Annotated in this window: 23 protein-coding genes; 6 read left to right on the top strand and 17 right to left on the bottom strand. The window is 71.2% G+C overall.

Features of this window, described 5'->3' with window-relative positions:
- Positions 1-4: 4 nt before the first annotated feature.
- The 3 genes from IE142_RS32235 to IE142_RS32245 are packed head-to-tail and all read left to right on the top strand — an operon-like array spanning position 5 to position 3,245.
- Positions 5-1,072 carry an LLM class flavin-dependent oxidoreductase gene (locus IE142_RS32235; RefSeq protein ID WP_191889006.1) on the top strand — a complete coding sequence of 356 codons (1,068 nt, stop codon included), beginning with the start codon at positions 5-7 and terminating at the stop codon, positions 1,070-1,072.
- On the top strand, positions 1,069-2,016 hold the full coding sequence (locus IE142_RS32240; RefSeq protein WP_191889007.1) for a 3-hydroxyacyl-CoA dehydrogenase NAD-binding domain-containing protein: 948 nt from the start codon (positions 1,069-1,071) through the stop codon (positions 2,014-2,016). The genes IE142_RS32235 and IE142_RS32240 overlap by 4 nt, the downstream gene beginning before the upstream one ends.
- Positions 2,013-3,245 carry an NADP-dependent oxidoreductase gene (locus IE142_RS32245; protein ID WP_306432635.1) on the top strand — a complete coding sequence of 411 codons (1,233 nt, stop codon included), beginning with the start codon at positions 2,013-2,015 and terminating at the stop codon, positions 3,243-3,245. Before IE142_RS32240 ends, IE142_RS32245 begins: the two co-directional genes overlap by 4 nt.
- A gap of 78 nt (positions 3,246-3,323) precedes the next feature.
- Here the strand turns inward: IE142_RS32245 and IE142_RS32250 are convergent, their stop codons facing one another.
- From IE142_RS32250 to IE142_RS32300, 11 genes are all read right to left on the bottom strand, one after another.
- On the bottom strand, positions 3,324-4,268 hold the full coding sequence (locus IE142_RS32250) for an aromatase/cyclase (RefSeq protein WP_191889008.1): 945 nt from the start codon (positions 4,266-4,268) through the stop codon (positions 3,324-3,326).
- A gap of 188 nt (positions 4,269-4,456) precedes the next feature.
- Positions 4,457-5,287, bottom strand: a complete 831-nt coding sequence (locus IE142_RS32255) for an NmrA/HSCARG family protein (protein WP_191889009.1) — start codon at positions 5,285-5,287, stop codon at positions 4,457-4,459.
- Between the two features lie 91 nt (positions 5,288-5,378).
- Positions 5,379-6,557: a nucleotide disphospho-sugar-binding domain-containing protein gene (locus IE142_RS32260; RefSeq protein WP_191889010.1), complete on the bottom strand. Its 1,179-nt coding sequence runs from the start codon at positions 6,555-6,557 to the stop codon at positions 5,379-5,381.
- 82 nt (positions 6,558-6,639) lie between these two features.
- Positions 6,640-8,112 carry an MDR family MFS transporter gene (locus tag IE142_RS32265; RefSeq protein WP_191889011.1) on the bottom strand — a complete coding sequence of 491 codons (1,473 nt, stop codon included), beginning with the start codon at positions 8,110-8,112 and terminating at the stop codon, positions 6,640-6,642.
- 10 nt (positions 8,113-8,122) lie between these two features.
- Positions 8,123-9,208: a hypothetical protein gene (locus IE142_RS32270; RefSeq protein WP_191889012.1), complete on the bottom strand. Its 1,086-nt coding sequence runs from the start codon at positions 9,206-9,208 to the stop codon at positions 8,123-8,125.
- A gap of 4 nt (positions 9,209-9,212) precedes the next feature.
- A complete protein-coding gene (locus tag IE142_RS32275) occupies positions 9,213-10,244 on the bottom strand; it encodes a hypothetical protein (protein ID WP_191889013.1) in 1,032 nt (343 codons plus the stop codon).
- A gap of 21 nt (positions 10,245-10,265) precedes the next feature.
- Positions 10,266-11,312, bottom strand: a complete 1,047-nt coding sequence (locus IE142_RS32280; protein ID WP_191889014.1) for an LLM class flavin-dependent oxidoreductase — start codon at positions 11,310-11,312, stop codon at positions 10,266-10,268.
- A gap of 13 nt (positions 11,313-11,325) precedes the next feature.
- Positions 11,326-11,769 (bottom strand): PPOX class F420-dependent oxidoreductase, encoded by a 444-nt coding sequence (locus IE142_RS32285; protein ID WP_052412426.1) that lies wholly within the window; start codon positions 11,767-11,769, stop codon positions 11,326-11,328.
- A gap of 20 nt (positions 11,770-11,789) precedes the next feature.
- Positions 11,790-12,500 carry a class I SAM-dependent DNA methyltransferase gene (locus IE142_RS32290; protein WP_191889015.1) on the bottom strand — a complete coding sequence of 237 codons (711 nt, stop codon included), beginning with the start codon at positions 12,498-12,500 and terminating at the stop codon, positions 11,790-11,792.
- Positions 12,501-12,666: 166 nt separating this feature from the next.
- Positions 12,667-13,122: a nuclear transport factor 2 family protein gene (locus tag IE142_RS32295; RefSeq protein ID WP_191889016.1), complete on the bottom strand. Its 456-nt coding sequence runs from the start codon at positions 13,120-13,122 to the stop codon at positions 12,667-12,669.
- A 58-nt stretch (positions 13,123-13,180) separates the two neighbouring features.
- Positions 13,181-14,032: an AfsR/SARP family transcriptional regulator gene (locus IE142_RS32300; protein WP_052412425.1), complete on the bottom strand. Its 852-nt coding sequence runs from the start codon at positions 14,030-14,032 to the stop codon at positions 13,181-13,183.
- Between the two features lie 753 nt (positions 14,033-14,785).
- On the opposite strand from IE142_RS32300, the gene IE142_RS32305 reads away from it, so the two are divergent.
- Positions 14,786-15,496, top strand: a complete 711-nt coding sequence (locus IE142_RS32305) for a response regulator transcription factor (protein WP_229831094.1) — start codon at positions 14,786-14,788, stop codon at positions 15,494-15,496.
- A gap of 129 nt (positions 15,497-15,625) precedes the next feature.
- Here IE142_RS32305 and IE142_RS32310 read toward each other — a convergent pair whose 3' ends face one another.
- The 4 genes from IE142_RS32310 to IE142_RS32325 form a co-directional block, all read right to left on the bottom strand.
- Entirely contained in the window at positions 15,626-16,561 is a 936-nt protein-coding gene (locus tag IE142_RS32310; RefSeq protein ID WP_191889018.1) for an aromatase/cyclase, read from the bottom strand.
- 176 nt (positions 16,562-16,737) lie between these two features.
- On the bottom strand, positions 16,738-17,559 hold the full coding sequence (locus IE142_RS32315) for an AfsR/SARP family transcriptional regulator (RefSeq protein WP_043384981.1): 822 nt from the start codon (positions 17,557-17,559) through the stop codon (positions 16,738-16,740).
- A 206-nt stretch (positions 17,560-17,765) separates the two neighbouring features.
- Positions 17,766-18,431 carry an HAD family hydrolase gene (locus IE142_RS32320; protein ID WP_191889019.1) on the bottom strand — a complete coding sequence of 222 codons (666 nt, stop codon included), beginning with the start codon at positions 18,429-18,431 and terminating at the stop codon, positions 17,766-17,768.
- Between the two features lie 147 nt (positions 18,432-18,578).
- Positions 18,579-18,986: a nuclear transport factor 2 family protein gene (locus IE142_RS32325; RefSeq protein ID WP_191889020.1), complete on the bottom strand. Its 408-nt coding sequence runs from the start codon at positions 18,984-18,986 to the stop codon at positions 18,579-18,581.
- A gap of 220 nt (positions 18,987-19,206) precedes the next feature.
- Between IE142_RS32325 and IE142_RS32330 the strand changes: the two genes are divergently transcribed.
- Together IE142_RS32330 and IE142_RS32335 are read left to right on the top strand one after the other, a co-directional pair.
- A complete protein-coding gene (locus IE142_RS32330; protein WP_191889021.1) occupies positions 19,207-20,655 on the top strand; it encodes a multicopper oxidase family protein in 1,449 nt (482 codons plus the stop codon).
- 200 nt (positions 20,656-20,855) lie between these two features.
- On the top strand, positions 20,856-21,536 hold the full coding sequence (locus IE142_RS32335; protein WP_191889022.1) for a ScbR family autoregulator-binding transcription factor: 681 nt from the start codon (positions 20,856-20,858) through the stop codon (positions 21,534-21,536).
- A gap of 45 nt (positions 21,537-21,581) precedes the next feature.
- On the opposite strand, the gene IE142_RS32340 is transcribed toward IE142_RS32335, so the two are convergent.
- Complete coding sequence (locus IE142_RS32340) at positions 21,582-22,349, bottom strand: SDR family NAD(P)-dependent oxidoreductase (RefSeq protein ID WP_191889023.1); 768 nt, start codon at positions 22,347-22,349, stop codon at positions 21,582-21,584.
- A gap of 158 nt (positions 22,350-22,507) precedes the next feature.
- Positions 22,508-23,161 carry a ScbR family autoregulator-binding transcription factor gene (locus tag IE142_RS32345; protein ID WP_191889024.1) on the bottom strand — a complete coding sequence of 218 codons (654 nt, stop codon included), beginning with the start codon at positions 23,159-23,161 and terminating at the stop codon, positions 22,508-22,510.
- Positions 23,162-23,227: the final 66 nt, after the last annotated feature.

Here is a 23,227-nt window from a genome sequence, read left to right on the forward strand (position 1 = left end):
TTTCGTGAAATTCGGGATCGTCTTCTTCCCCACCGTCGGCCCCGCCGACAAGCCCGCCCAGCAGTACTTCGACGAGGCGCTGCGCCTGGTCGACCTCGCCGAGGAGCTCGGCTTCGAGCACGTGAAGATCGTGGAGCACTACTTCTTCGCGTACGGCGGCTACAGCCCCGACCCGGTGACCTTCCTGGCCGCCGCGGCGGGCCGGACCCGGCGGGTGCGCCTCGGCACCAGTGCCACCATCCCGGCGTTCCAGCACCCGGTGAAGCTCGCCGGCAAGCTGGCCATGCTGGACAACATCTCGTCCGGCCGGGTGGACGCGGCCTTCGGGCGCGCTTTCCTGCCCGACGAGTTCGAGGCCTTCGGCATTCCCCTGGACGAGTCCAAGGACCGTTTCGTCGAGGGGGTCGACGCGATCAAGCGGCTGTGGGCCGAGGACGATGTCGTCGTCGACGGCCGATTCCACCGGTTCGGTCCGGTGACGCTGCTGCCCCGGCCGGTGCAGGAGCCGCACCCGCCCGTGTTCGTGACCACGGCGCGCAGCGCGGAGTCCTGCGCGGAGGCGGGCCGTGCGGGCCACAACCTGCAGACGGTGCCCAACGTGATGTCGACCGAGGAGCTGCAGTCCCGGCTCAGGACGTACCGCGCGGAGTGGGCGGCCTCCGGCCGCGCCCCGGGCACGGAGCAGATCCACTTCAGCTACCCGTGCGTCGTCGACGCCGACGGCGAGCAGGCCCGTACCAAGGGGCGCTACGACGACGACCGCAACTCGGCGGCGATCCGGGAGGCCGTCGCCGCCTGGGGAACCACGCGCTCGGACGCCTACCCGGGGTACGAGAAGCTCGTCGAGGCCACCAAGCACTCGCACTTCGACTCCAAGCTGGCGCAGCGGAAGCTGCTCATCGGCGCCCCCGAGCAGGTGCGAGGTCAGCTGGAGCAGATCGCCGAGTGGTTCGGGGACGACATCACGATCAGTCTGGGTGTGCACTCGGGGCATCTGTCCTTCGAGGACGCGGCGACCACGATGCGGCTGATGGCCGAGCAGGTCATCCCGAAGCTGGGAGAGGGCCGATGACGCGGTCGCAGCGGCAGCGCACGGTCACCGTCATCGGTGCCGGCACCATCGGCCTGGGCTGGATCGCCTTGTTCCTCGGGCACGGGCTGCGGGTGCGGGTCAACAGCCGCAGGCCCGAGGCCGCGTCGATCGTGGCCGAGGCACTGGAGCTGTACGCCCCGTACCTGCCCGACGGCACGGCGGACCCGGCGACGTTCGCGGAGCGGCTGGAGTTCGAGCCGGATGTCGAGCGGGCCGTGGCGGACGCCGACGTCGTCGTCGAGAACGCGCCCGAGAACCTGGCGCTGAAGCAGGAGCTGTTCGAGCGGATCGGCAAGGCGGCCCCGGAACGGGCGCTCCTGCTGTCCTCCACGTCGACCCTGAACCCGGACGACATGGGCGCGCGGATGGCGGACTCCGGCCGTCTGGTCGTCGCCCATCCCTTCAACCCGCCGCACGTGGTGCCGCTGGTGGAGGTCGTCGCGGGCGAGCGTACGGCGCCGGAGGCGGTCGACGAGGCCGTCGCGTTCCTGGAGTCGGTCGGCCGGGTACCGGTGGTGCTGCGCAAGCCGATCCTGGCCTTCGCGGCTAACCGGCTGCAGTCGGCGCTGCTGCGCGAGTCCGTCCACCTGGTGCGTGAGGGAGTGGTCTCGCTGGAGGAGCTGGATCGCGTGGTCACCCACTCCATCGGTTTGCGGTGGGCGACCGTCGGGCCGTTCCTCGCCTTCCACCTCGGCGGCGGCAAGGGCGGTCTGCGCAAGTGGCTGACCACCCTCGGGGCCGGCCTCGAGCAGGGCTGGGAGCTGCTCGGCCGCCCGCCGATGGACGACGAGACGATCCAGTTGCTCATCGGCCAGGCGGAACAGGCGTACGGGGCACGGTCCTTCGAGGAGCTGGTGCGCGAGCGCGACACGAAACAGACCGCGATCCTGCGCACGCTCGCCGAGGTGTCCGCGCAGGAGTGATCCGCGCGGGCCCGGATCCGCCGGGCGACGGCGGCCACGGCCCCGGCGCCGACCTCCACGGAGTCGTCGGCGCCGGGTGCACCGACGGCCAGGAGGCGCCGACCGGCACCGCCCGCACCGTCCTCCGGCCGCCGCACCACCGGGCCGCCTGGCCGAGCGCCGCTCGGGGCCGTTTCGGGGTCCGCGTCTTGAGCGGATCTCGAAACGAGCTCGAGCCGTTCGCGCGATCATGGTCCGTACGACGGATGCGGGCGCGGGCCACTGCGTACCGCATCCCCGAATCCACGATCGAGGAAGCGGTGATCGCCATGAAGGCTGTGGCCTTGACGACGTTCGGCGGACCGGAGGTCCTGACGCTGTCGGACGTCGCGGCTCCCCAGGCCGGCCCCGGCCAGGTCCGGGTGCGGGTCCGGGTCGCGGGCGTCCAGCACTTCGACGCCCGTATCCGCAGGGGCTGGACACCGCCGTACCTCGGCGCGGTCGAGCCACCGGTGGTGCCGGGGAACGAGTTCGCGGGCGTCGTGGACCAGGTCGGCGAGGGCGTCACCGGCCTGGAGGTGGGCGCCGAGGTGCTCGGCTTCACGACGCTCGGCTGCTACGCCGAGTACGTGGTGGCGCCGGCGGCGCAGGTCGTGCGCAAGCCGGCCGGCATGCCGTGGCAGATCGCCGGCGGCTTCTCCGGCAACGGCCAGGGCGCGCACATGGCGTTGCGGGAGCTCGGGGTGGGCCCCGGCGACACCGTCCTGATCCACGCGGCGGCGGGGGCGCTCGGCACGTTCTCGGTGCAGCTGGCCAAGGCGTGGGGCGCCACCACGGTCATCGGTACGGCAAGCGAGGAGAACCACGCGTACCTGCGGTCCATCGGAGCGGTCCCGGTGACGTACGGAGACGGGCTCGTCGAGCGGGTCAGGGCCCTGGCTCCGCAGGGTGTCGACGCCGCGATGGACAATGCGGGGCCCGACGCGCTGCGTGCCTCGGTGGAGCTGGTCAAGGACCGCCACCGGATCCGCACCATGGTCTCCGACGAGGCGGCCCAGGAGCTGGGGGTGCCGCCGCTGACACCCGCGCGCTCCGCCACCCGCCTTCAGGAGCTGGCCGACCTGTACGCACAGGGGCAGATCGAGCTTCACATCCGGGCCGCCCATCCGCTGGAGCGGGCCGCGGACGCGCACCGGGCACTGGAGACCGGTCACGGCCGCGGCAAGATCGTCCTCACCGTGGCTGACTGAGCGCCGCTTCTCCGGCCGGGTCCGGTGTGTGGGAGGCCCGCCCCCTCGGGTGGGGGCGGGCCTCTCCCGCACCGGGCCTCAGCGCGTTTCCAGGTGTTCCTTCACGCCGTCGAGGAGCAGCCGGACCTTGGCGCTCAGCTCCCGCCGGACGAAGGCGGTGGCGTCGGCGGTGCTCTTGCCGCGGCCCAGCATCCCCTCGATGCCCTCCCGGTCGATGACGACCGTCTGCTCGGACGTGACACGGGTGCCGCCCGGTGCCGGCGCCAGGTGCCAGCGGACGTGGTGGCTGCGGCCGATGGGCGGCAGCACCAGCTGCTTGTAGGCGAGAGTGCGCGGGGGGCGCCCGACCCGCGCGGTCCGCATGGCGAGCAGCCCACCGGACGTCTCCACCGTGTCGATCTCGACGAGCTGCAGCCCGTCGGCATCCTGCAGGGGCGTGGCCCGCGCGACGTGCGACAGGATGCCGGGCCAGGCGCGCACGTCGTACAGGGCGCGGTACACGGCCTCCTCCGGCGCCGCGATGTCGACGGCGTCGGTGACGGTCAGCAGCAACTCGGCGGCGTCGGACGACATCTCGGCGGCGGCGCGGACCGCGGCCGTCTCGCCCTCCGCGACGGTGTCGATGACGCGGGCGGTGGCCTCTCGCGCCGCGGGGTCGTCCCCGGTCAGGGTGTAGTGGTGCAGCAGCCGCACGGTGCACTTCCGCTCGGACAGCGGTTCGACGACCCAGGTGCGGCGCATGGTCTCCAGCGGGGCCGCGGGCGACTCGGGCCGGAAGTCGATGCGCAGTCCGGCGTCGTCCACGCGGCGCAGGGCCACCCAGTGCACGACCTCGTCGCCGGTCGTGGTCCACATGCCGATGCGCTCGAAGTCGCCTTCGGTGCCGAGGAGTTCGACGTGGACGAAGGGCTGGAAGATCCAGGGCCAGTTGTCGAGGTCGGCGAGCAGCCGGTGGACCGCCTCGGCAGGTGCCGCCACCGTGACCTCGTGCGCGGCACGTGCCGCCCGCTCATGTACTGCCATGTGTGCTGGTCCTTCCGCGGTCGGGGCTGTGGTGCACTGCCTCGGTAGAGGGTCGCCAGGGCGTCTGGAGGTCTGGTCGAGGTCCGCGCGAAGCCGTGCGCCGCGGTGCGTGCCGCCGTAAGGCGAACGCCCGTGAGCGCCCGGCAGGCTCGCCGGGGCTCACGGGCGCGGGACGCGAACGGTGCGGGTCAGGAGGCGGCCAGCCGCTGGGACAGGAACCGCTCCAGGGTCAGCAGGCCCGGGTGCTCCTTGCGCAGCGCCGGGATGTCCGCCTGGTAGCCCTCCTCGGCGAACCACTCGAACATGCGGTCCTCGATGGGCTGCGGCTCGAGGCGGGTCGGCGTCCCGGTGAGCCGCTCGTAGATCTCGGCGACCTCGGTGAAGGTGACCTCGTCACCGGCGAGCGCGACCTGCCGGCCGAGGTACTTCTCCGGCTTGTCGAAGGCCTCGGCTGCGAAGTGGCCGATGTCGTCGGAGGCGATGAACTGCATCGGCCGCTCGGGCTTCACCGGCAGCTGCATCACGCGCTCGCCCTGGACCCCGGCGAAGTGGAGCAGGTTGTTCATGAAGAACACCGGCCGCAGGATGGTGGCGGGAATGCCGAGCGACAGGACGTGCTGCTCGATCTCGGCCTTGGTCTCGAAGTGGTCGATGCCGGAGCCGCGCTCGGCGCCGTCGACGGAGCTGTAGACGAGGTGCGCGACGCCGTTCTCCTTGGCGACGTCGGCGACCGCCTTGCCCTGGCGCACCTCGGCGGCGAGCGTCTCCGGCTCGTACCCGAGCGCCTGCACGCTGAACACGCCGTGTACGCCGGCGGTGGCACGACGCAGCGACTCGACGTCATTCTGGTCGCCCTGGACGAGGACGGCGCCCTGCTCCTTGAGCGCCTGGGCCTCCGGCTTGTCGGGGTTGCGCACGAACGCGTGCACGGTCCAGCCGCGCGAGAGCAGCTCGCGGGCCGTGGCGCCGCCCTGGTTCCCGGTGGCACCGAGGACGAGAATGATCCTGTTGTCGCTCAACGTCTTACTCCTTGATCGCTGTTGAACCGAGTCTCGGACCTCAAGCGCGCTTGAGGTCAAGGGGGACCGGGAGGGAAAGAAGTGACCTGGGTCACTTTCCGGCGAGAGCCAGCAGGCGCGGCACCATCTGGTCGGGTCCCGGGTCCGCCGCCAGCGCCCTGGCCCCGTCCTGGACGGACGCACGCAGCCCTTCGTCGTGCAGCAGCGACTTCAGGAGCGCGGCGTCGACGTCGCCCGGTTCGCGGTTCAGGCCGAGCCCGCACCGCTCGAGCATCGCCGCGTTGATCCAGTTGTCGGCGCCGTGCGGCATCGCCAGCTGCGGGACCGCGGCATGCAGGGCGGCCAGGGTCGTCCCCGCACCGCCGTGGTGGATGATCGCGTCACACGTGGTCAGCAGGGTGCTCAGGGGCGTCCAGCCGACGAGCCGCACGTTGTCGGGCAGCGTGCCCAGCGTTTCCAGATCCGGATCGTCGCCGAGTGCGAGCACGAACTCCGCGTCGATGCCGGCGGCGGCACCCAGCACGCTCTCCAGGCTGCCGACACCGCTCACCCGGGGCACCGTGGTGCCCAGCGTGACACAGACTCGGGGGCGGTTCTTGGGCTCGGCCATCCAGTCGGGCAGGGTGCCGCCCCCTTGGAAGGGGACGGCCCGCATGCTCCAGCCCTCGCCCTCCCCGTGCATCATGTGCTCCGGGGCGAAGTACAGCGACGTGATGGACGGCAACTCGGCCGGGACGCCGACCCGTTCGTACAGCGAAGTCAGGTGCGGCAGGTACCGCTCGGGCAGCGTCCCCTCGCGCAGGAAGCTGAATCCGTGGTCGACCGCCGGCACGCCCAGAGCTCGCGCGGTGACCAGCGCGGCACCCTGCAGCCGGGAGTAGACGATCAGGTCCGGCTGCCATGCCTCGGCGAAGCGCAGCGTGCCCTCCAGCATCAGATCGCTCACCCGGGCGAACTTCTCCAGGATGGTGTCCGGTGTCTGCGGATTCTCGGCGACGGCCAGCCCGAGCTCTCGCATGGCGCGCGCCTTCTCCTCGGCCGACCCCGACCGCCGGAAGACGGCGGCGAAGTCGGCACCGGGCGACACCTCGCGCACCGCGAAACCCGCCTGGGCCGCGGCCGCGGTGGAGACTCCCGAGGTGGCGACGGCGACATCGTGCCCTGCGACGCGGAAGGCCCATGCGAGGCCGGAGGAAGGATAGAGATGGGCCAGCCCCGGAGAGACGGCGAACAGCACGCGCATCGCGTCGACCTCGATTCCAAGAGACACCGTGATATGTGGAAACTGGACGGCTACCGGCGCAGAGACTGCCCCGAACCCCTCGACGGGTCCTCGAGAAGCGGCCGAGACGTCACGAGGCCGGACTGCCGGAGTCCGACCGCTGCCGCGGCGATGCGTCCGCACCGCCCGCGTCCTGCCGGTCCGCCGCCGGCCGCATACGGGGCAGCAGGGCGGCGGGCACCAGGGACACCAGGGTCAGCCCCGCGGCCCACCAGAAGGTGTGACCGTAGGCGCCGGCCTCGGCTGCCGGAGCCGTCGAGGTGTCCGCCAGTTGCAGTCCCAGGACCAGGGCGATCACCGCGGTGCCCGACGAGGCGCCGATGCGCTGAACGACGCTGATGGTGCCGGTCGCCCGGGAGATCCGCCCCTCGGGAACGTCCCGGTAGGCGGCCGTGGCGATGGCGACCCCGAGCAGACCGACCCCGAATCCGCGTACCACGAGCGCGGCGCTCAGCAGTGCCGCGGGCGGGTCCGCGGACAGCTGGGTGAAGGGCAGCGTTCCGGCGAAGGTGAGGACGGTACTGCCGATCACCAGCGGCCGGGCCCCGTACCGGTCTGCCAGCACACCTGCCACCGAGATGCCGATCAGCGACCCGATGCCCTGCGGTGCGAGCAGCCAGCCGATGTCGTCCGCCTCGTAGCCGCGTACCCGCGCGTAGAACAGCGGCAGCAGCAGCAGCGGACCGTAGACGGCGATGCCGTGCAGGAAGGTCATCACGGACGAGGCGGTGAACGTCCGGTGGGCGAACAGCCGCAGGTCGATCAGGGGGGCGTCCGCGCGCAGCGCGTGCACGACGAACGCGACGAGCAGTGCGGCACCGACGCCCAGGAACAGCACCGGCAGCGCGCGGGAGGCTTCTCCCGCCTCGCCGATGCGGGAGAAGCCGTACACGAGCAGCACCAGGGCGGGCGGCAGCAGCGCCAGGCCGATCCGGTCCAGCGGCACCTCGCCGGACGGGTTCCCGGCCGGCAGCACCCGCCACGACAGGACCAGCGCCAGCAGGCACAACGGTATGTTGATGATGAAGATCCAACGCCATCCGGCAGTTCCGACGATCACCCCGCCGAGCACCGGCCCCAGGATCGGCGCCAGCTGGCCGGGGATGCCGACCAGGCTCATGATCCGTCCGAAGCGCTTCGGCCCCGCCGCCTGGGCGAGGATCGCCATGTTCAGCGGGAGCACGAGTCCGCCCCCGACACCCTGGACGACGCGGAAGACGACCAGGCTCTCCAGCGACCAGGCCAGACCGCACAGCACCGAACCGGCCAGGAAGGCGGCCAGCGCGGACATCCACATGCGTCGGGCGCCGAAGCGGTCGATGGCCCATCCCACCACCGGAGTCACCAGCGCCATGGTCAGCAGGTAGGCCGTGCTGACCCAGGCGACCGCGCTCTCCGAGGCGTCGAACTCCCGGGAGGTGGCGTCCAGGGCGACGGTGACGATGGTGGCGTCCAGCAGAGCGGCGAACGAGCCGACCATCTGGACGCCGGCCAGGACCAGCAACGGCCGGCCCAGGGGCGGCGCCTCGGATTTCGTTGCCATGGAAGCGGGCTCAGTCCTTCCACAGGGCGGCCAGCGTGGCCCCGTCGCCCGATGTCGTATAGCCCGCGACGTCCCCCTGGGCATTGATCTGGTACCCCTCGGCGGCACCGGCCCCCAGGACGCCGAGCTTCGTCACCGTGCCGTCGGGAGCCCACCGCACGGCGTGCGCCTGGCCCCCCGGGCTGTGGGTGTACCCGGTGCTGTACCCCGCGTCGTTGATGGCCCACGAGGAACCGCCGGTGTCCCCCGGGGGCAGTTCGAGCACGGTCGGGGTGCCGTCGGCCTCCCAGCGCAGCGGGCGGATCAGCGGCTGGTCGCCGGCCACGAACGAATGGCCCACCGCGACACCCTTGTTGTTGATCCAGCTGGCATGGCTGGAGTCGTCCCCGGGCAGCGGTGCGAGCACGGTGGGCCTTCCGTCGGCGGCCCACCTCAGGGACGTCAGGACGCCGCCCGGAGTGCCTGAGTAGCCGACCGACACGCCATGGTCGTTGATGCCGCCGACGCCCCCTGCCGGGTCGCCGGGCAGCGTGGCCAGCTCGACGACCTTTCCCCTCGGGCTCCACTTGACCGGCCGGTGCACACCCGCCGGGGTGCTGGAGATGCCCACGGCGGTGCCGTGTTCGTTGATGCCGTAGGCGCGCGTGTCGGTGGCGCCGGGCAGGCCCGGCAGCCGGACCGCACCGTACCGGGTCCACTTCACGGCGTCCTCGACCTCGTCGGGCCCGGCCGACATGCCGACGATCGTGCCGTCCTCCCAGACCGTGTACGCCACGCTCTCCACGTCGCCGGGCAGGGTGCCCAGGTCCTTGACCCGACGGCCGTCCGCGCTCCAGCGCACCGCGTGCATCTGCCCTGCGGCGTTCCCGGCGTAGCCCACGACCACACCGTTGTCGTCGATCCCGAAGGCCACGCCGAACGTGCCGCCGGGCAGCGGGGGCAGGACGGTGGCCGCGGGTGCGGCATGGGCCGAGGCGAGAGGGGTGGCGGCCAGGGTCACGCCCGCCGCGAGGACGGCGAGCACACGGCGTACGAGACCGTCCCGGCCCACCGGGCGGACGCGCCCGGTCCGCTGCACGGCAAGAAGGTTCGGCATCAGGTCAGTCCTTCCACAGCGTCGAGCGGTTCTTGCCGTCGGCCGTGCTGGTGAAGCCCGCCGTCGCGCCGCAGTCGTTGATGCCGTACACCCCGGAGTGGCCCACTCCGCCCGGCAGGTGGACGGGCGTTCCGTCGGCACCCCAGCGCACCGCTCGGCGCTGGCCGTCGGGCGCGACCGAGAAGCCGATCACCGTGCCCGCGTCGTTGACGCCGAACGCGTTGGCCGAGGTGTCGCCCGGCAGCGGAGCCAGCTCGGTGACCTCGCCGTCCGGGCGCCAGCGCAGCGCGTGCGAGGTCTCACCGGTGGAGGAGTTGCCGACCACGATGCCGGTGTCGCTGGCCGATATCGCCTGGGCCCCGGTGTGTCCCTCCGGTGCGGCGAGCGCGGTGACCTGGCCGGCCCGGTCCCACAGCACCGCGCGACTGCCGCCCTGCGCGTCCTTGGAGTAGCCGACGGCGATCCCGGTGTTGGTGATCCAGGCGGCTCCCGAGGCCTGGTCTCCCGGCAGCGGGGGCAGCAGGCTGAGCTTGTTGTCCGCGTTCCAGCGCAGCGCCTGGTAGACGCCCTCGCTGTCGCTCGCGAAACCGACCACGGTTCCGACGTTGTTGACGGCGTAGGCCCGGGAGATGGTGGAACCGGCGGGGGCGGGCAGCTCGGTGATGGTGCCGGTGCGGTTCCACTTCACGGCGCGCTGGGCGCCGCCGACGACGTACGACCGGCCCACCAGCAGCGTGCCCTTGTCGTTGATGGTGTACGCGACGCTCTCGGTGTCCCCGGGCAGCGTGCCATAGGCCTTGGCCCGGCCGGCCCTGTCCCAGAGCACGGCGCGGTTGGAGCCCTCGCTGTTGTTCGAGTAGCCGACGACCAGCCCGCCGTCGTTCACGTCGAAGGCGAGGCTGTTGTTCCCGCCCGGGAGCACTCCCAGGTCGGTGCCGGCGCTCTGCTCCGCGCCGAAGGCGGCGGTGGCCGAACCTGCCGTCACGACCGCCGCGACGGCCACGGCCGCGAGGCGCAGGGCGGTTTGGGTCTTCATGGCGTTCCTCCTGTGGGGGCGTCAGCGGTGCTCGGCACGCGGCCGCAGACCGAAGGCCTCGGCGAGGAGCTCGTAGCAGCGCATCCGCGCCTTGTGGTCGTGGATGGAATTGATCACGATGACTTCGTCGACGCCGAGGGTGTCCGCGAGTCCGGTGATACGGGCGTGCACCTGCTCGGGCGTGCCGACGGCGTTGCGGACGTACGGGTCGTGCCCGTCGTGGCCCGGTCCGGGGTCGGGGGCCAGGGCGACGTCGGCGCCCAGCTCCTCGATCGCCTGCTGCGGCGAGGGGACCGGTCCCGCGATCCCCGCCTCCATGCGCTTGCGGAACAGGCGGTGTCCGGAGAACAGGGCGTTGGCCTCGTCCTCCGTCTCCGCGCAGTACACCCCGATGCCGAGGATGACGCGCGGCCGGTCGCCCGGCGCGTGCGCGGCGAACGCGTCGCGGTAGCTGCGCACCGCCTGCTCGGTCTGGTCCGGTCCCAGGAAGTGGGCGTAGGCGTAGGGCAGTCCGAGCCGCGCGGTCGCCTCGGCGCTGGCCGCGCTCGCGCCCAGCACCCAGATGTCGGGGCCGCCCGGCATGTCGGGCGAGGGGCGCAGGCCCTCGTAGGGGTGGCCCGGCGGGAACTCCTCGCGGTGCAGGAAGGCCCGGAGCTCCTCGATCTTCTCGAGGAAGTCGTTCCCGCCGGCCGGGTCCGCCGCGTCGCGTCGCAGCGCGCGCACCGCGGGCTCCCTGGACAGGTGGGCGCGGCCGATGCCGAGGTCGACACGGTCCGGGTAGAGGGCGTGCAGCACCCGGAAGACCTCGGCGACCTTGAAGGGGCTGTAGTAGGGCAGCAGTACGCCCCCGGAGCCCACCCGGATGCCGCTCGTCCGCGCCAGGATCTGGCCCACGAGGATCTCCGGCGCCGCCCCCGCCTGGAACGGGGAGGCGTGGTGCTCCGCGACCCAGTAGCGGTGGTAGCCGAGCGAGTCCGCGAGGGTGGCGAGCTCCAGGGTGTGCTGGAGCGCTTCGGATGGGGTCGACCCGTCGGGCACGGGCGACTGGTCGATGACGGACAGCTGCATGCGCGTGTCTCCTTCAGCTCCTGGCGCGCGGCCCCGGCGACGGGGCCCGGTACGGCGCGGCGCCTGCGACGTCACGGGCCTGGGTGGTGCGGTGCTCCGGGTCCAGGCCGAGGGTGAGGATCCGGGTCGGATGGATCCGGATGATGTCGTTGCTGTAGCCGGTGGTGGGAGCGCCGGTGATCGCCTCGGCCCACCCCCGGATCTCCACGCAGCGCACCTGCCACGGGTCCGTCGAGGGAATGTCGTCGACCACCAGGCTCACCAGCGGGTTAGCCGCGACGTTACGGAACTTCTGGGTCTGGCCCATGCTGTGGCCGCCGATGTCGATCGTGCCGGTCCCGGTGTTCACCGAGAACGCGACCGGCCGGGCCTGCGGCTGCCCCTTGGGGCTGACGGTGGCGAGCCGGCCCAGCGGCGCCTCGCGCAGATAGGCCAGTTCCAGGTCGGTGAACGGCATCGCTGCTTCCTCCCCCGCGCTCAGGCCGCGGTGCCGACGAAGTAGCCGGGGCGCGCCTCTGCGGAGGCGACGTAGTCGACCTTCAGACCCGCCTGACTGAACGCGGCCTCGTACTCGTCCGGGGTGAACAGCGTCAGCTCGTCGATCTCGCTGCGGTGCTGGACGCCTTCTCGGTCGGCGAGGACGTAGTGGAGCTCCATGCGCGTGAGGTTGCCCACGCGCGTCGAGTGCGAGACGCGGGTGATGGTGCGCCCCTCATGGGTGAGTGCGTGGCCGGAGACATGGTGGTCCAGGAACGTCTGCGGGAAGTACCAGGGTTCGATGACCACCACTCCGCCCGCGGTCAGATTCCCGGCGAAGGTCCGCAACGCCGCGTTCAGATCCTGCGTGCTGCGCAGATAGCCGATCGAGCTGAACATGCACACGATCGCGTCGAAGGAGCTCCCCAGCCGGAAGTCCCGCATGTCCGCGTGGTGCAGCGGGGTGTCGGGCAGTCGCTGCTTCGCCACCTCCAGCATGGGCCGGGACAGGTCCACGCCCTCGACCCGGTCGAAGAGGCCGGCGAAGGCTTCCAGGTGGATGCCGGTCCCGCAGGCGACGTCGAGCAGGCTCTGGGCGTCCCCCTTCTTCTCCCGGATCAGGCCGGCCACTTCTCGTGCCTCGGCCCGGTAGTCCTTCCTGTCCTGGTAGAGCAGGTCGTACATCTCGGCGGCGCTGTTGTTCTCGTACATGAGGCATCCCAGATCGTCGCGTTCGGTTCGCCGGGGCAGGTCTGCGCGCCGGCCGATGCTGAGCGGCCCTCATCGTCGGGACGCCGCCTTGAACACGGCTCGACGTCCGGTCCACGGGCCGCTCGGGTGTCCGCGCCAGAGGTGACGGACGGAGGCTGAGTCGAGGTCAGGCGGGCACGCCGTCCGCTTCCAGGTGGCGCCGCCGCACCAGCCAGCGGCCCGCCTGGCGCACGAGTTCGTCACGGCAGAGCACGTGCCCGCGGATCTTCAGGGACCCGCCTTCGGGCGTGGCCATCGCCAGCCCGTAGTACCGCGTGCGCAGTGTGCCGTCCGGCTGCGGCTGTACGTCGATCATGGCGAGCCAGTGCCGGAAGTCGCCCGTCCCCTGCGCGCTGATGTGGGCGAGCGCGTCCCGCATGGACTTCAGGATGGCGGCCCGCCCGGTGTCGGGCGTCTCCTGGAAGTTCGATCCGAGCACGGCGTCCTCGGTGAACGTCTGGGACCAGGCCACCGGGTCGGCGGCGCTTCCGTCCAGCAGGTTCATCTGGCGGGAGTAGAACTGCTGTATCTGCGCGTACAGATCCGCGGAGACGTAGGGGGCCTGGGGTGGGGAGACGGTCATGCGTCCCGCCTTTCCTCGCCGGGAGGCGAATGCTCATGGAATCGGGCGGCACATCGCTTCAGGCGCCGCTGGCGGCGGCCCGCGGCACCAGTTCGCGCACCGGGCGGAGCCGTGCGGGGGCGTTCAGCGCGGCACCGGTCCGGGCGGGTTCGGTCGACCTGGCGCCGAGGAGCCGGATGTGCATCTGCTGCAACTCGTGCGAGGGCTCGAGCCCCAGCTCCTCGGCGAGCAGGCGCCGCACGTCCTGGTAGGCCTGCAGCGCCTCGGCACGCCGCCCGGCGGCCCCGAGTGCCGCGATGAGCTGGGTGTGGAACCACTCGTTGAGCGGGTAGTCGTTGATCAGTTTCCGTAGCTCCGGTATGGACTCGCGGTGCCGTCCGAGCTGTTCCTCGGCCTGGATCCGCAGCTCGTAGGCGCGTATCCGCAGCTCCTCCAGGTGCACGATGTGCCCTCTGAGCAGGTCGCCGGCGGGCGAGTTCGACAGTGCCGGGCCACGCCACAGAGCAAGCGCCTGCCGTACGGTGCTCAGGGCCGAGGCCGGGTCCTGGTCGCCGAGTTCGCGTCGGGCTCGTGCCACCAGGCGCTCGAAGACCTTGACGTCGACCTCGTCGTCTTCGACCTGGATGGCATAACCGGGTGCGCTGGTGACGATCAGCTCGCGGTCGGCCGGCGCCAGTCCCTCTCCGACGAACATCCGCCGCGCGTGGTAGATGTACGTCTGCAGCGTGGTGACGGCGCTGCGCGGCGGCTTGTCCCCCCACAGTTCCTGGATGAGCGACTCTGCGGTGACGATCTCGTTGGCCCTCGCCAGGAGCAGAGCGAGGGTCTGGCACATCTTGGGAGTTCCCGGCCGGCAGATCCTGCCGTCATCAGCGACTATTTCGAACGGGCCGATCAGTTTGAACCGCATGGAATTAACTCCTCATCGCAGACAGATGACGGTTTTCCAGAACTGCAGGCGTTTCATTCGCCCCCTCCGGGGGACCAACTGCCGGGATTTGTGAAGAGTCTCTTCGGGCACGAATCGGCACGTCAAGGAACCAACTTCAGAACTGGGTGAAGTTACGTCAGGGATCTGCCGGTCGGCGCAGTGTGTGCCCTCATGGTCGGGGCGTGGTGCGGGGCAGCACCCGGCCGGCCGCGCCCGCCGCGGACCTGCGGACGACCGTCGGAATTTCACAGGATGATGTCCGGGCGGTTGCCCGGCAAGGAATGACGGCAGGCAGCCGGCGCCCTCGGCGAGAACCCACCGGGAAATGGCTGTGCGGGTTACCTCCGGGACTGTGCCGGTTCCCTCCGGCAGCAGGAGCCGGCCGACGACGCCATGGGCCTGTTCTGCTCGGCCCCGGTCTGTACGAGACCGCACGGAAGTACTCGCCGGGGCAGCCGCGGGAGAGGCCGGAAGCCGGCTCCGCGCAGCCGAGACGGGGCAAAGGCCCGGTCCACCCGCCCGACCAGCGACAACAGGGCCCGTCCCCACTCCGGGCGCAGGTAAGAGTTTTGACAAACCGGCCTGCTGGTTTGTAGCGTCGGTGGCGCACGTCCGCGGTTGCCGACAGAGACGGGCTTGGGGGAACAGGTGGACCGGAAGACCATGAGGTTCGCGGAAGCGCGGGCACCTCGTCATCATCACGCGGACACCGCGCTCCGCACGGCCGCCCACGTGAACAGGCCTCTCCCGCAGGGGAAGGCCGGCACCGCGCAGCGCGGCGGGTTGCGGGTGCTCGTCGTGGAGAGCGAGCCGCGTGCCGCGGAGGCCCTGATCCAAGGGCTGCGACGGCACGGGCACCGGGCCGAGAGCGTAGCCACCGGCGCCAGGGCGCTGCAGCTGCAGCACGGGGCCGACCTGGTACTCCTGGACCTGGACCTGCCCGACCTGGACGGCATCGAGGTCTGCCGTTCCATCCGCTCCACCGGGGAGATCCCGCTCATCGCCGTCAGTGCCCGCGACTCCGAACTCGACCGGGTGCTGGGCCTGCAGGCAGGAGCCGACGACTACATCGTCAAGCCGTACGGCTTCCGGGAACTCATGGCCCGGATCGAGGCGATCATGCGGAGGGTCCGCCCGCCACGGCTCGCGGAGCAGGTCATCCAGCACGGCCCGCTGCGCGTCGACGCGCGGACCCGGCAAGTCCACGTCAACGGCCGGCGCATCGACGTCACCCGCAAGGAGTTCGACCTCCTGCACCTGCTCTGCTTCCAGCCCGAAACGGTCGTCTCGCGCAGACAGCTGATGGCACAGGTCTGGGACGACTCCTGGTCGCCCCCCGGCCGCACCATCGACACCCACGTCAGCAGCCTGCGCAGCAAACTGGGCGCCAGCACGTGGATCATCACCGTGCGCGGAGTCGGCTTCCGTCTCGGGCATCCCTGAGAGGCCGTCGGGCGCCTCGGCCGCCCCGGCTGCCGTGGAGGGGGACAGGCGCGCGCCGGCCTCCTCCGCCCCGCCGGACGGTCCCGTGCGAGGCGGAGGCAGGCCGACCGGCACTGATCAGCCGCGCGGTCAGCGCCTGGCCTCGGCATACTCCTTGGCGCACCGCAGCGTGGCCAGGCTGTTGGCGCTCAGCGCGCTGCGCACGTACTCCTTGGCGTCACCCACGCTCGCCTGCGGCCCCAGGTACTCGGTGATGCCGGCCGCATCGAGGGCGACCGTGTGCCGCGCCGAGGCCAGTACGCCGTCGCCGTCCTCCTCGAACGTCCAGGACCCGATGTGCAGGGCGAGCAAGGCCGGCGTCCGGGCGGCCTTGTAGGCGATCCTGCGGTGCGGGAAGCACACGCGGTACGCCTTGGTGGTGTGCACGCTGCCGTCCTCGAGCCGCGTGTCCGTCTCCAGCGTCTGCAGACCCACCGGGTCCTCGACGAAGCGGACGGTGAGGATGTGCGGCAGCCGGTCGCCCCACAGATGCGCGTCGTTGACGAAGTCGTAGACGTCCTCGACGGAGCCTGCCACGCGCACGGTGTCCTCGAAGGAGAACGTGAGATCTCGGCCGGCGTGGGCCTGCTCGAGACTGTCCTTCAGGGATGCGAGCTGCAGGCGGGAGTTCTGGTCGACGGCCCGCGCGATCCACTCCAACGCCTCCGCGTCGTCGTCCAGGGCGCGGCAGGTGTGCAGCAGCCGGATCCGGGACCGGTGCTCGCCCAGGGGCTCGATGACATAGCTGCCGCGCAGGGAGTCGATGGGCGCGGCGGTGGCCTCCTGCCAGAAGTCGATGCGCAGGGCCCGCTCGTCGAACACACGACGTGAGGTCCAGCTCACCGCCTCCCCGTTGGCGGTCGCCCAGACGCGGATCTGCTCCTCGTCGCCCTTGCGCTCCACCTGCTCGACGAAGACGGTGGGCGGAAAGATCCGCGGCAGGTCCTCGACGCCCGACAGCAGCCGGTACACGTCGGCGGCCGGGGCAGCGACAGTGATCTCGTGCTCAACCTCATGGGTCGTCATGTGCGGCTGTCTCCTCTTGTCGTTTCCGGGATGCGCATGCGTCTGGCATGAGACCGGCCTCCAGGGAAAACCGCCTTTGCGGTTTCGTAACAACCGGCCATGCAGCCGATCCGGCGCTCGGACTCCTGACCGCACGCGGCCGAGCCGTCGGGCCATCGGCTCGGATCTTGCCGCGTTCAGGCGGCGTAGAGGTCGAAGGTCGAGGTGCGCCGGGGTCCGGCGGCGACGTCCAGCTTGGGGTCGACGGCCAGCATGGCCTGGTGCAGCCGCCGCACCTGCGGCGAGGGTTCCACTCCCAGCTCCTCTATCAGCCGGGTCCGCAGCCTGCGGTAGACGTCCAGGGCCGCGCCTTGCCGACCGGAGCGGTACAGGGCGACCATGGCCTGCGAGTGCAGTCCCTCGTGCTGCGGGTAACGGGCTGTCAGTTCGGTGAGCTCCGAGATGAGTTCGGCGTGCCGGCCGAGCCGCAGGTCGGCGTCGATGCGCCACTCGACGGTGCCCAGCCGGCTCTCCTCCAGCCGCAGCACCTCGATCTCCAGGACCGGCCCGACCCGGACGTCCACGAGTGCGGGCCCGCGCCACAGGCCGAGGGCACGCCGGAAGCAGTCCGACGCGCCCTCGTCGTCGCCGTTCTCGAAGGCGCAGCGCCCCTCGGCGACCAGGCGTTCGTACTGGTAGGCGTCGACGGACTCGGGCGGGATCTGGAGCAGGTAGCCGCCGTGCCGGGTCACGAGCACGTCCTTCGCGGCGCCGGGGACGTCCGGCCCCATCGCGGTGCCCAGGAGCCGGCGCAGCTGGAGGATGTACGTCTGCAAGGTGGTGCGCGAGCTTTGCGGGGGCTCGGTCCCCCAGAGTTCCTCCGTCAGCGTGTGGACGGGTACGACCTGCCCCGGCCGGAGCCCCAGCAGGGAGAGGATCTGGCGCGGCTTGGCCGCGTTCGGGACGATCGCTCCCCCGTTGACTTGGGCGCTCAAGGAGCCCAGCACCTGAATCTCCATGGATACCCCCACGCGTCGCGGCTCATCCTCGGCGGCTCGTGGTGCCGCAGCGAGCACAGTAGCGAAAATGGCGGACGATGCCGGTTTTCCTCCAGCCGTGCTCGAGGGGATCTCCACGGCGCCCGGACCGGGGTGCCGCGCCGACGGCTTCCGAAGCCACGGAAAGGACGGGGCGTCAGGTGGTCCGGGCCTCTCCGGGCGGCCCCCTACCGCCAGACGTTCCCGGCGGCCGCCTCCGCGTCGACCCTCCGCAGCAGCGCCTCGTCGATCGCCCGCAGCGTGCCGACGATGTGGCGGACGCCGGTCTTCTCCATCATCTGCCGCTGGTAACCGTGTCCTCCCTCGCCGGGGTGCCCGATGAAGGGCGTTCCCAGTTCCCTCGCGGCCTCCGCCACGCGCGCCACGTCGTCGATGAACAGCACCCGGTCGTGGCGGAGCCCGAAGAGCTCGGTGATCTCCCGGATTCCGGGGCGGAAATCGTTGGTGCACACATAGCCGGGATCGTCGAAGTGATCCGCGACGTCGCCGAGGTGGCGGGTGAAGTGCGCGCGCTCGAGTCCTCCGTAGCAGATCACGCGCACGTTCAGCGACCGCAGTGTCGCCAGCAGTTCGGTGGCGCCGTCGAGCATGTGCACCGGGTTCTCCCGCACGTACTCCTCCCGCTGGGCGAAGTAGTCCTCCAGTATCTGCTGGGCGGTGCCGCCCAGGCTGTCCGCGGCCCGCTGGGCCGCGACGAGTTGCGGCTGTGACAGCAGGTCCCGCTCGAAGGCGGACGTATAGGTGCCCCCGCGGGACTCGACGAGGCGACGCATGACAGGGCTGAAGCTGTCGTTGAGGAGGACGCCGTCTATGTTCACCGCGACCAGGCTCAAGTGCGAAAGGTGGCGAGGCAAGAGGTCTCCCGGATGAGTCGGTGAGCAGGCCGCCACCGACAGTACTGGCAGCCCGGTGTCCTGCCCCCGGGCCGGGGCCACGAGGCGGGCCGAGCCCGGCGTTCCGGCCGGGCCGGCGAGAGGCGGTCAAGCGCCGTCGACGTCGATGCGGCGGTCCCGGACCAGCAGGCCACGGCCGGGGGCCGCGGCCCGCACCAGGACGTCCGTGCAGGTGCACACCTGGTGCACCCGTGACCTGCCGCGGGCGTCGGTGGCGTAGACGATCGTGTTCGCCCGCACCCGCAGGAGCCCGCCGGGACGTTCCTCGATGTCGAACATGCCGGTCATGTGCCGTCGCTGCTCCCCGGCCGCCGCGCCTGCCGCCGTCGCCGCGCGGGCGCCCTCGGTCAGTGCGGCGCGGCCCCGCAAGGGCTCCGGACGGGTGGAGATCCGGCAGACCGCGTCGTCGGTGAAGGTGGCCGCCCACCCCTCGGCGTCGCCCTCGTCCAGGCGTCGCATCTGCCGGGCGTAGAAACCCGCCACCTCCGCGTACATCGGCTCTCCGTTCCGTGGGACCACGCACCGTACGGCGGCGAGCGGTCCGTGCACGACGGCGCTCGCGGCCCGGCCAGAGTCCGGCACAGCGCACGCGTCCGGGTCGAGCAGCCATCGAGCGCCACCGGGTGCGGATGCGTCCGGGTGCGAGCGAAGCCCGAGTTCCGCCTGCTCATCTGCTTGCGTGCATCGAGCCCCGGACGCAGCAGGAGGATCAACCATGGCCACACGTCGCCGGGTGCTCGGGGCAGGGCTGTCCATCGCAGGAGGCGGGCTGACCGGAGTTTCGCTCCTGCCCGTGCTGAACGCGCGGGGCGCCACCGCGGCGGCCGCCACCCCAGCCGCGGCGGCGCCGCTGTTCGCCGTTGCGATGCCGCTGGTGCCGGTTCTCGCGCCGGTGTCCACCGCCGGCGGGGCGGACGTCTACGAGATGACCATGCGCACCGTGACCAAGGAGATCCTCCCCGGTCTCCACACGGAACTGCGCACCTACAACGGCCAGTTCCCCGGCCCCACCATCAAGGCCCGCCGCAACCGGCCCGTCGTCGTCCGCCAGCGCAACGAACTGGACGTGCACACCTCGGTGCACCTGCACGGCGCCGCCCTGCCACCGAGTGAGGACGGCGCCCCCATGGACGTCATCGCTCCCGGTGCCGAACGCCGGTACAGGTACCCCAACAGGCAGCCGCACGCCTCGCTCTGGTACCACGACCACGCCCACCACGTGGAGTCCGAGAACGTCTACCGCGGACTGCACGGCAGCTACCTGCTCACCGACGAGGAGGAAGAGGCGCTGCCGCTGCCCAAGGGCGAGTACGACGTCCTGATCGCGATCCGTGACGCGCACTTCGACACCGCCGACGGCACGCTGCTGTACCGGATGGGCGACCGGGCCCGCACCACTCTCCTGGTGAACGGGGCGCCGTACCCGTACTTCGAGGTCGCCTCCCGCTCCTACCGGCTGCGTTTCGCGAACCACTCCAACCAGCGGTTCCTCGAGCTGCGCCTGGCGGACGACGGCGACATGGTGCAGATCGCCTCCGACGGCGGGCTGCTGCCACGCCCGCACACCACCAAGGCGATCCATCTGAGTCCCGGTGAACGGGCCGACGTGGTCATCGACTTCTCGCGCTATCCCGTCGGCACCCGGCTCGTTCTGAAGAACACCGGTCTGGGGGCGGTCGAGGACGTCAGCCAGGTGATGCGTTTCGACGTGGTGCGCACCGCCGAGGACGACAGCTCGGTGCCGAGGGTCCTGCGCAGCCTGCCGCGGCTGCCCGTGCCCACCGCAGAGCGCACCGTCGTGCTGCGCATGGACGAGGACGGCCGGGCGCACCCGAAGGCGTACATCGACGAGAAGCTGTACGACCCCGCACGCGTCGACATCCGCATACGCCCCGGCGCCAGCGAGATCTGGACGGTCACCAGCGCCAACACCAAGGCACCGCACAATTTCCACATGCACCTGGTGCAGTTCCGGGTCCTTCAGCGGAACGGGGCCGCGCCCGGACCCGAGGAGTCGGGCCTGAAGGACACGGTGCGGTTGCTGTCCGGCGAGACGGTCACCCTGCAGGCCACTTTCGACACCTACCGGGGCACGTACGTCTACCACTGCCACATGCTGGATCACTCCGCCATGGGCATGATGGCGACGATGAAGATCGGCTGAGGATCCGCCGCCCACTTCCGACCATGGCGCTGGTTTTCACCGGTGGCGACGAGGAGAAGAAACGCGCCCATTTCGCCTCTCGGGACGGGCCCGGGCCGCGAGCCTGAGGCGGAGTGGGTATGTAAGGTACCCTCTAGACGGTTTCTTTTCGCTCGTCCGTCGCCTGCCGGACACGGGCACTGAGCACAAGGGATGGTCTCGTGGCGCGACAAGCACGTGCAGTCCGAACCCGCCGCGCCGTGCTGGAAGCGGCGGCGAAGGTGTTCGCCGAGTACGGCTACTCGGCGGCCACCGTCTCGGACATCCTCAAGGTCGCCGGCGTGACGAAGGGCGCACTGTACTTTCACTTCGATTCCAAGGAAGCCCTCGCGCGAGGGGTCATTGAATCGCAGGTTGAGCAGCCCCTGCCGGCTCAGGAGCTCAAGCTCCAGGAGTGGGTGGATCAGGGCATGCTGCTGGCGTACCAACTGCCGCGAGATCCGGTGGTGCACGCCGGCGCCGTACTCTCCTCGGACCCTCTGGGCAGGGAGCATTACGGCAGCGCCTGGCCCATCCTGATAGAGCGCTCCACGCAGACGCTCGCCCTGGCCAAGGAACGCGGGGAGATCCTCCCCCACGTCGCACCGCGGGAGACCGCCGAGTTCATCACCAGCGCCTTCCACGGCGTCCAGCTCTTCTCCCAGCTCGAGTCCGGCCTGGCGGACGTCGAGCGCCGGGTCGCCGTGCTGTACGGGCATGTGCTGCCCACGATCGCACTGCCCGCCGTGCTGGCGCGGCTGGACGTCGCCGCCGACCGCGGTGCGCGGCTGTACGCGCAGATGGAGGCCGTGGCGGAAGCGGAGTACGCGGAGCGGCCGACGCCCGTGGGAACTGCCGACTGACCCACGGGCAGGACCGCGGGTTCCCGCCCGCGGGCCGGCCGGCTCTCACCAGGTGGTGCGCCCGCCGTCCACGGGCAGGGTGGCTCCGGTGACGAACGAGGCGCGTTCGCTGCACAGCCAGGCGGCCGCCTCGGCGACTTCCTCCGGTTCGGCCATGCGGTTCTGCGGCGCGGACGCCATGCTCTTCGCCTGCTGCCCGGGGACCTGGGCGAACCAGTCCTCGACCATCTCCGACCGGGTCAGGCCCGGGGCTATCGCGTTGACCCGGACGCCGTCGGCCGCGCACTCGACGGCGGCCGCCTTGGTCAAGCCGATCACGGCGTGCTTGGCCGCGATGTAGGGGGCCGGTACGGAGGGGGCCACCAGGCCGGCCACGCTGCTCGTGTTCACGATCGAGCCGCCGTGTGCGGTCATCGCCCTGATCTCGTGGCGCAGGCAGTTCCACACACCCCGCACATTGGTGTCCATGACCAGGTCGTACGCCGCGTCCTCGAGGAGGTGCAGCGGGGCCACGTCTCCCCCGGCACCCGCGTTGTTGAACGCCACGTCGAGGCGTCCGTACGTCTGGACCGCGTGAGAGACGGCCCGTTCCACATCGGCCGAGATCTGGACGTCGCCCGCGCAGTGCGAGGCCTGCGCGCCGCCCGCGCGCAGTTCGGCGGAGAGTTCCGCGAGGCGGTCCTCCCGCCGGGCGACCAGCACCACCCGCGCCCCTTCGCGTGCGAACACCCGGGCAGCGGCGGCACCGATGCCGCTGCTTGCGCCGGTGATCAGGGCGACCTTCCCCTCGAGCGAACCCGGTCCCTGCGTCATTGCGCGTGATCCCCCCTGTGTCCGGCGTCGTGTCGCGGCGGCGTACTCCGCCTCGGGCACCCGTCTCGGCGCTGCCCCGGTCCGCAGCGTAGTGCCCGTGTTCGGCGTCCGAAGAGAGATTCACGACGGAGACAGCCGTTCGTCACCGAGGGGGCCGGTCACGTCGCCGGGCCCCGGGCTAGGCATCCGTCGGGTGCCGACGCGGTGCCGCCCTGTTCGAGGCCGACCGCCGTTCGCGGGGGAGTCGCCGAGGGCAGCAGCAGCCTCCAGAAGCCGGTGAGCCTCTGGCCGTTGAGCCACTCCCTGTCCGAGCGGCTCAGCATCGCGAGGCCGAGCGTCGCGGCCACCACGGCGTTCACGACGTCCTCCGGCGAGGTCTCGGGCGCGAGCGACTTCTCCCGCCCGGCCCGGGTCACGAGGCGGTCCACGTGGTTCTGCCACTGTCGGCACAGGTCGACACCGGGGTGCCGTGCCCCGTCGCAGCTCAGCAGGAACCCGGCCCGCACCACCACGTCCCAGAGCAGCAGTTCACCCACGCGGTGCGAGAGATCGGTCAGTTCCTGCAACGCGCTCAGCCCTGCCGTCGGCAAACTCTCCACGGCGTGGCGCAAGGTCCGGGCAGCGGCGCTCTCGACGGCACCGGCCAGGTCCGCCTTGGTGTCGAAGTGAAAGTGCAGGGCGCCACGACTGACCCCGGCGCCCGAACTGATGTCGCTCAGGCTGGCCTTCTCATAGCCGTACCGCTCGAACTGCTGGGCCGCCGAGCGGATGAGTGCACGTTGGGTACGGGCGGCCCGATCCTGTTGGCTCACTGTTTGCTCTCCCGCTGACAGAGGGTCTCCAAGAGAACTATAAAACCAACTCGCCGGTTTTAAAGT

Origin of the sequence: Streptomyces mutabilis, assembly GCF_014649815.1 — a bacterium.
Lineage (GTDB): Bacteria > Actinomycetota > Actinomycetes > Streptomycetales > Streptomycetaceae > Streptomyces > Streptomyces mutabilis.

Bases quoted from the DNA above. Each gene is read 5' to 3' on its own strand.
- IE142_RS32240 (WP_191889007.1), top strand. From the start codon at position 1,069: ATGACGCGGTCGCAGCGGCAGCGCACGGTCACCGTCATCGGTGCCGGC.
- IE142_RS32340 (WP_191889023.1), bottom strand. From the start codon at position 22,349: ATGACGCAGGGACCGGGTTCGCTCGAGGGGAAGGTCGCCCTGATCACC.
- IE142_RS32330 (WP_191889021.1), top strand. From the start codon at position 19,207: ATGGCCACACGTCGCCGGGTGCTCGGGGCAGGGCTGTCCATCGCAGGA.
- IE142_RS32310 (WP_191889018.1), bottom strand. From the start codon at position 16,561: ATGACGACCCATGAGGTTGAGCACGAGATCACTGTCGCTGCCCCGGCC.
- IE142_RS32300 (WP_052412425.1), bottom strand. From the start codon at position 14,032: ATGCGGTTCAAACTGATCGGCCCGTTCGAAATAGTCGCTGATGACGGC.
- IE142_RS32270 (WP_191889012.1), bottom strand. From the start codon at position 9,208: ATGCCGAACCTTCTTGCCGTGCAGCGGACCGGGCGCGTCCGCCCGGTG.
- IE142_RS32315 (WP_043384981.1), bottom strand. From the start codon at position 17,559: ATGGAGATTCAGGTGCTGGGCTCCTTGAGCGCCCAAGTCAACGGGGGA.
- IE142_RS32295 (WP_191889016.1), bottom strand. From the start codon at position 13,122: ATGACCGTCTCCCCACCCCAGGCCCCCTACGTCTCCGCGGATCTGTAC.
- IE142_RS32250 (WP_191889008.1), bottom strand. From the start codon at position 4,268: ATGGCAGTACATGAGCGGGCGGCACGTGCCGCGCACGAGGTCACGGTG.
- IE142_RS32285 (WP_052412426.1), bottom strand. From the start codon at position 11,769: ATGCCGTTCACCGACCTGGAACTGGCCTATCTGCGCGAGGCGCCGCTG.
- IE142_RS32290 (WP_191889015.1), bottom strand. From the start codon at position 12,500: ATGTACGAGAACAACAGCGCCGCCGAGATGTACGACCTGCTCTACCAG.
- IE142_RS32280 (WP_191889014.1), bottom strand. From the start codon at position 11,312: ATGCAGCTGTCCGTCATCGACCAGTCGCCCGTGCCCGACGGGTCGACC.
- IE142_RS32275 (WP_191889013.1), bottom strand. From the start codon at position 10,244: ATGAAGACCCAAACCGCCCTGCGCCTCGCGGCCGTGGCCGTCGCGGCG.
- IE142_RS32265 (WP_191889011.1), bottom strand. From the start codon at position 8,112: ATGGCAACGAAATCCGAGGCGCCGCCCCTGGGCCGGCCGTTGCTGGTC.
- IE142_RS32325 (WP_191889020.1), bottom strand. From the start codon at position 18,986: ATGTACGCGGAGGTGGCGGGTTTCTACGCCCGGCAGATGCGACGCCTG.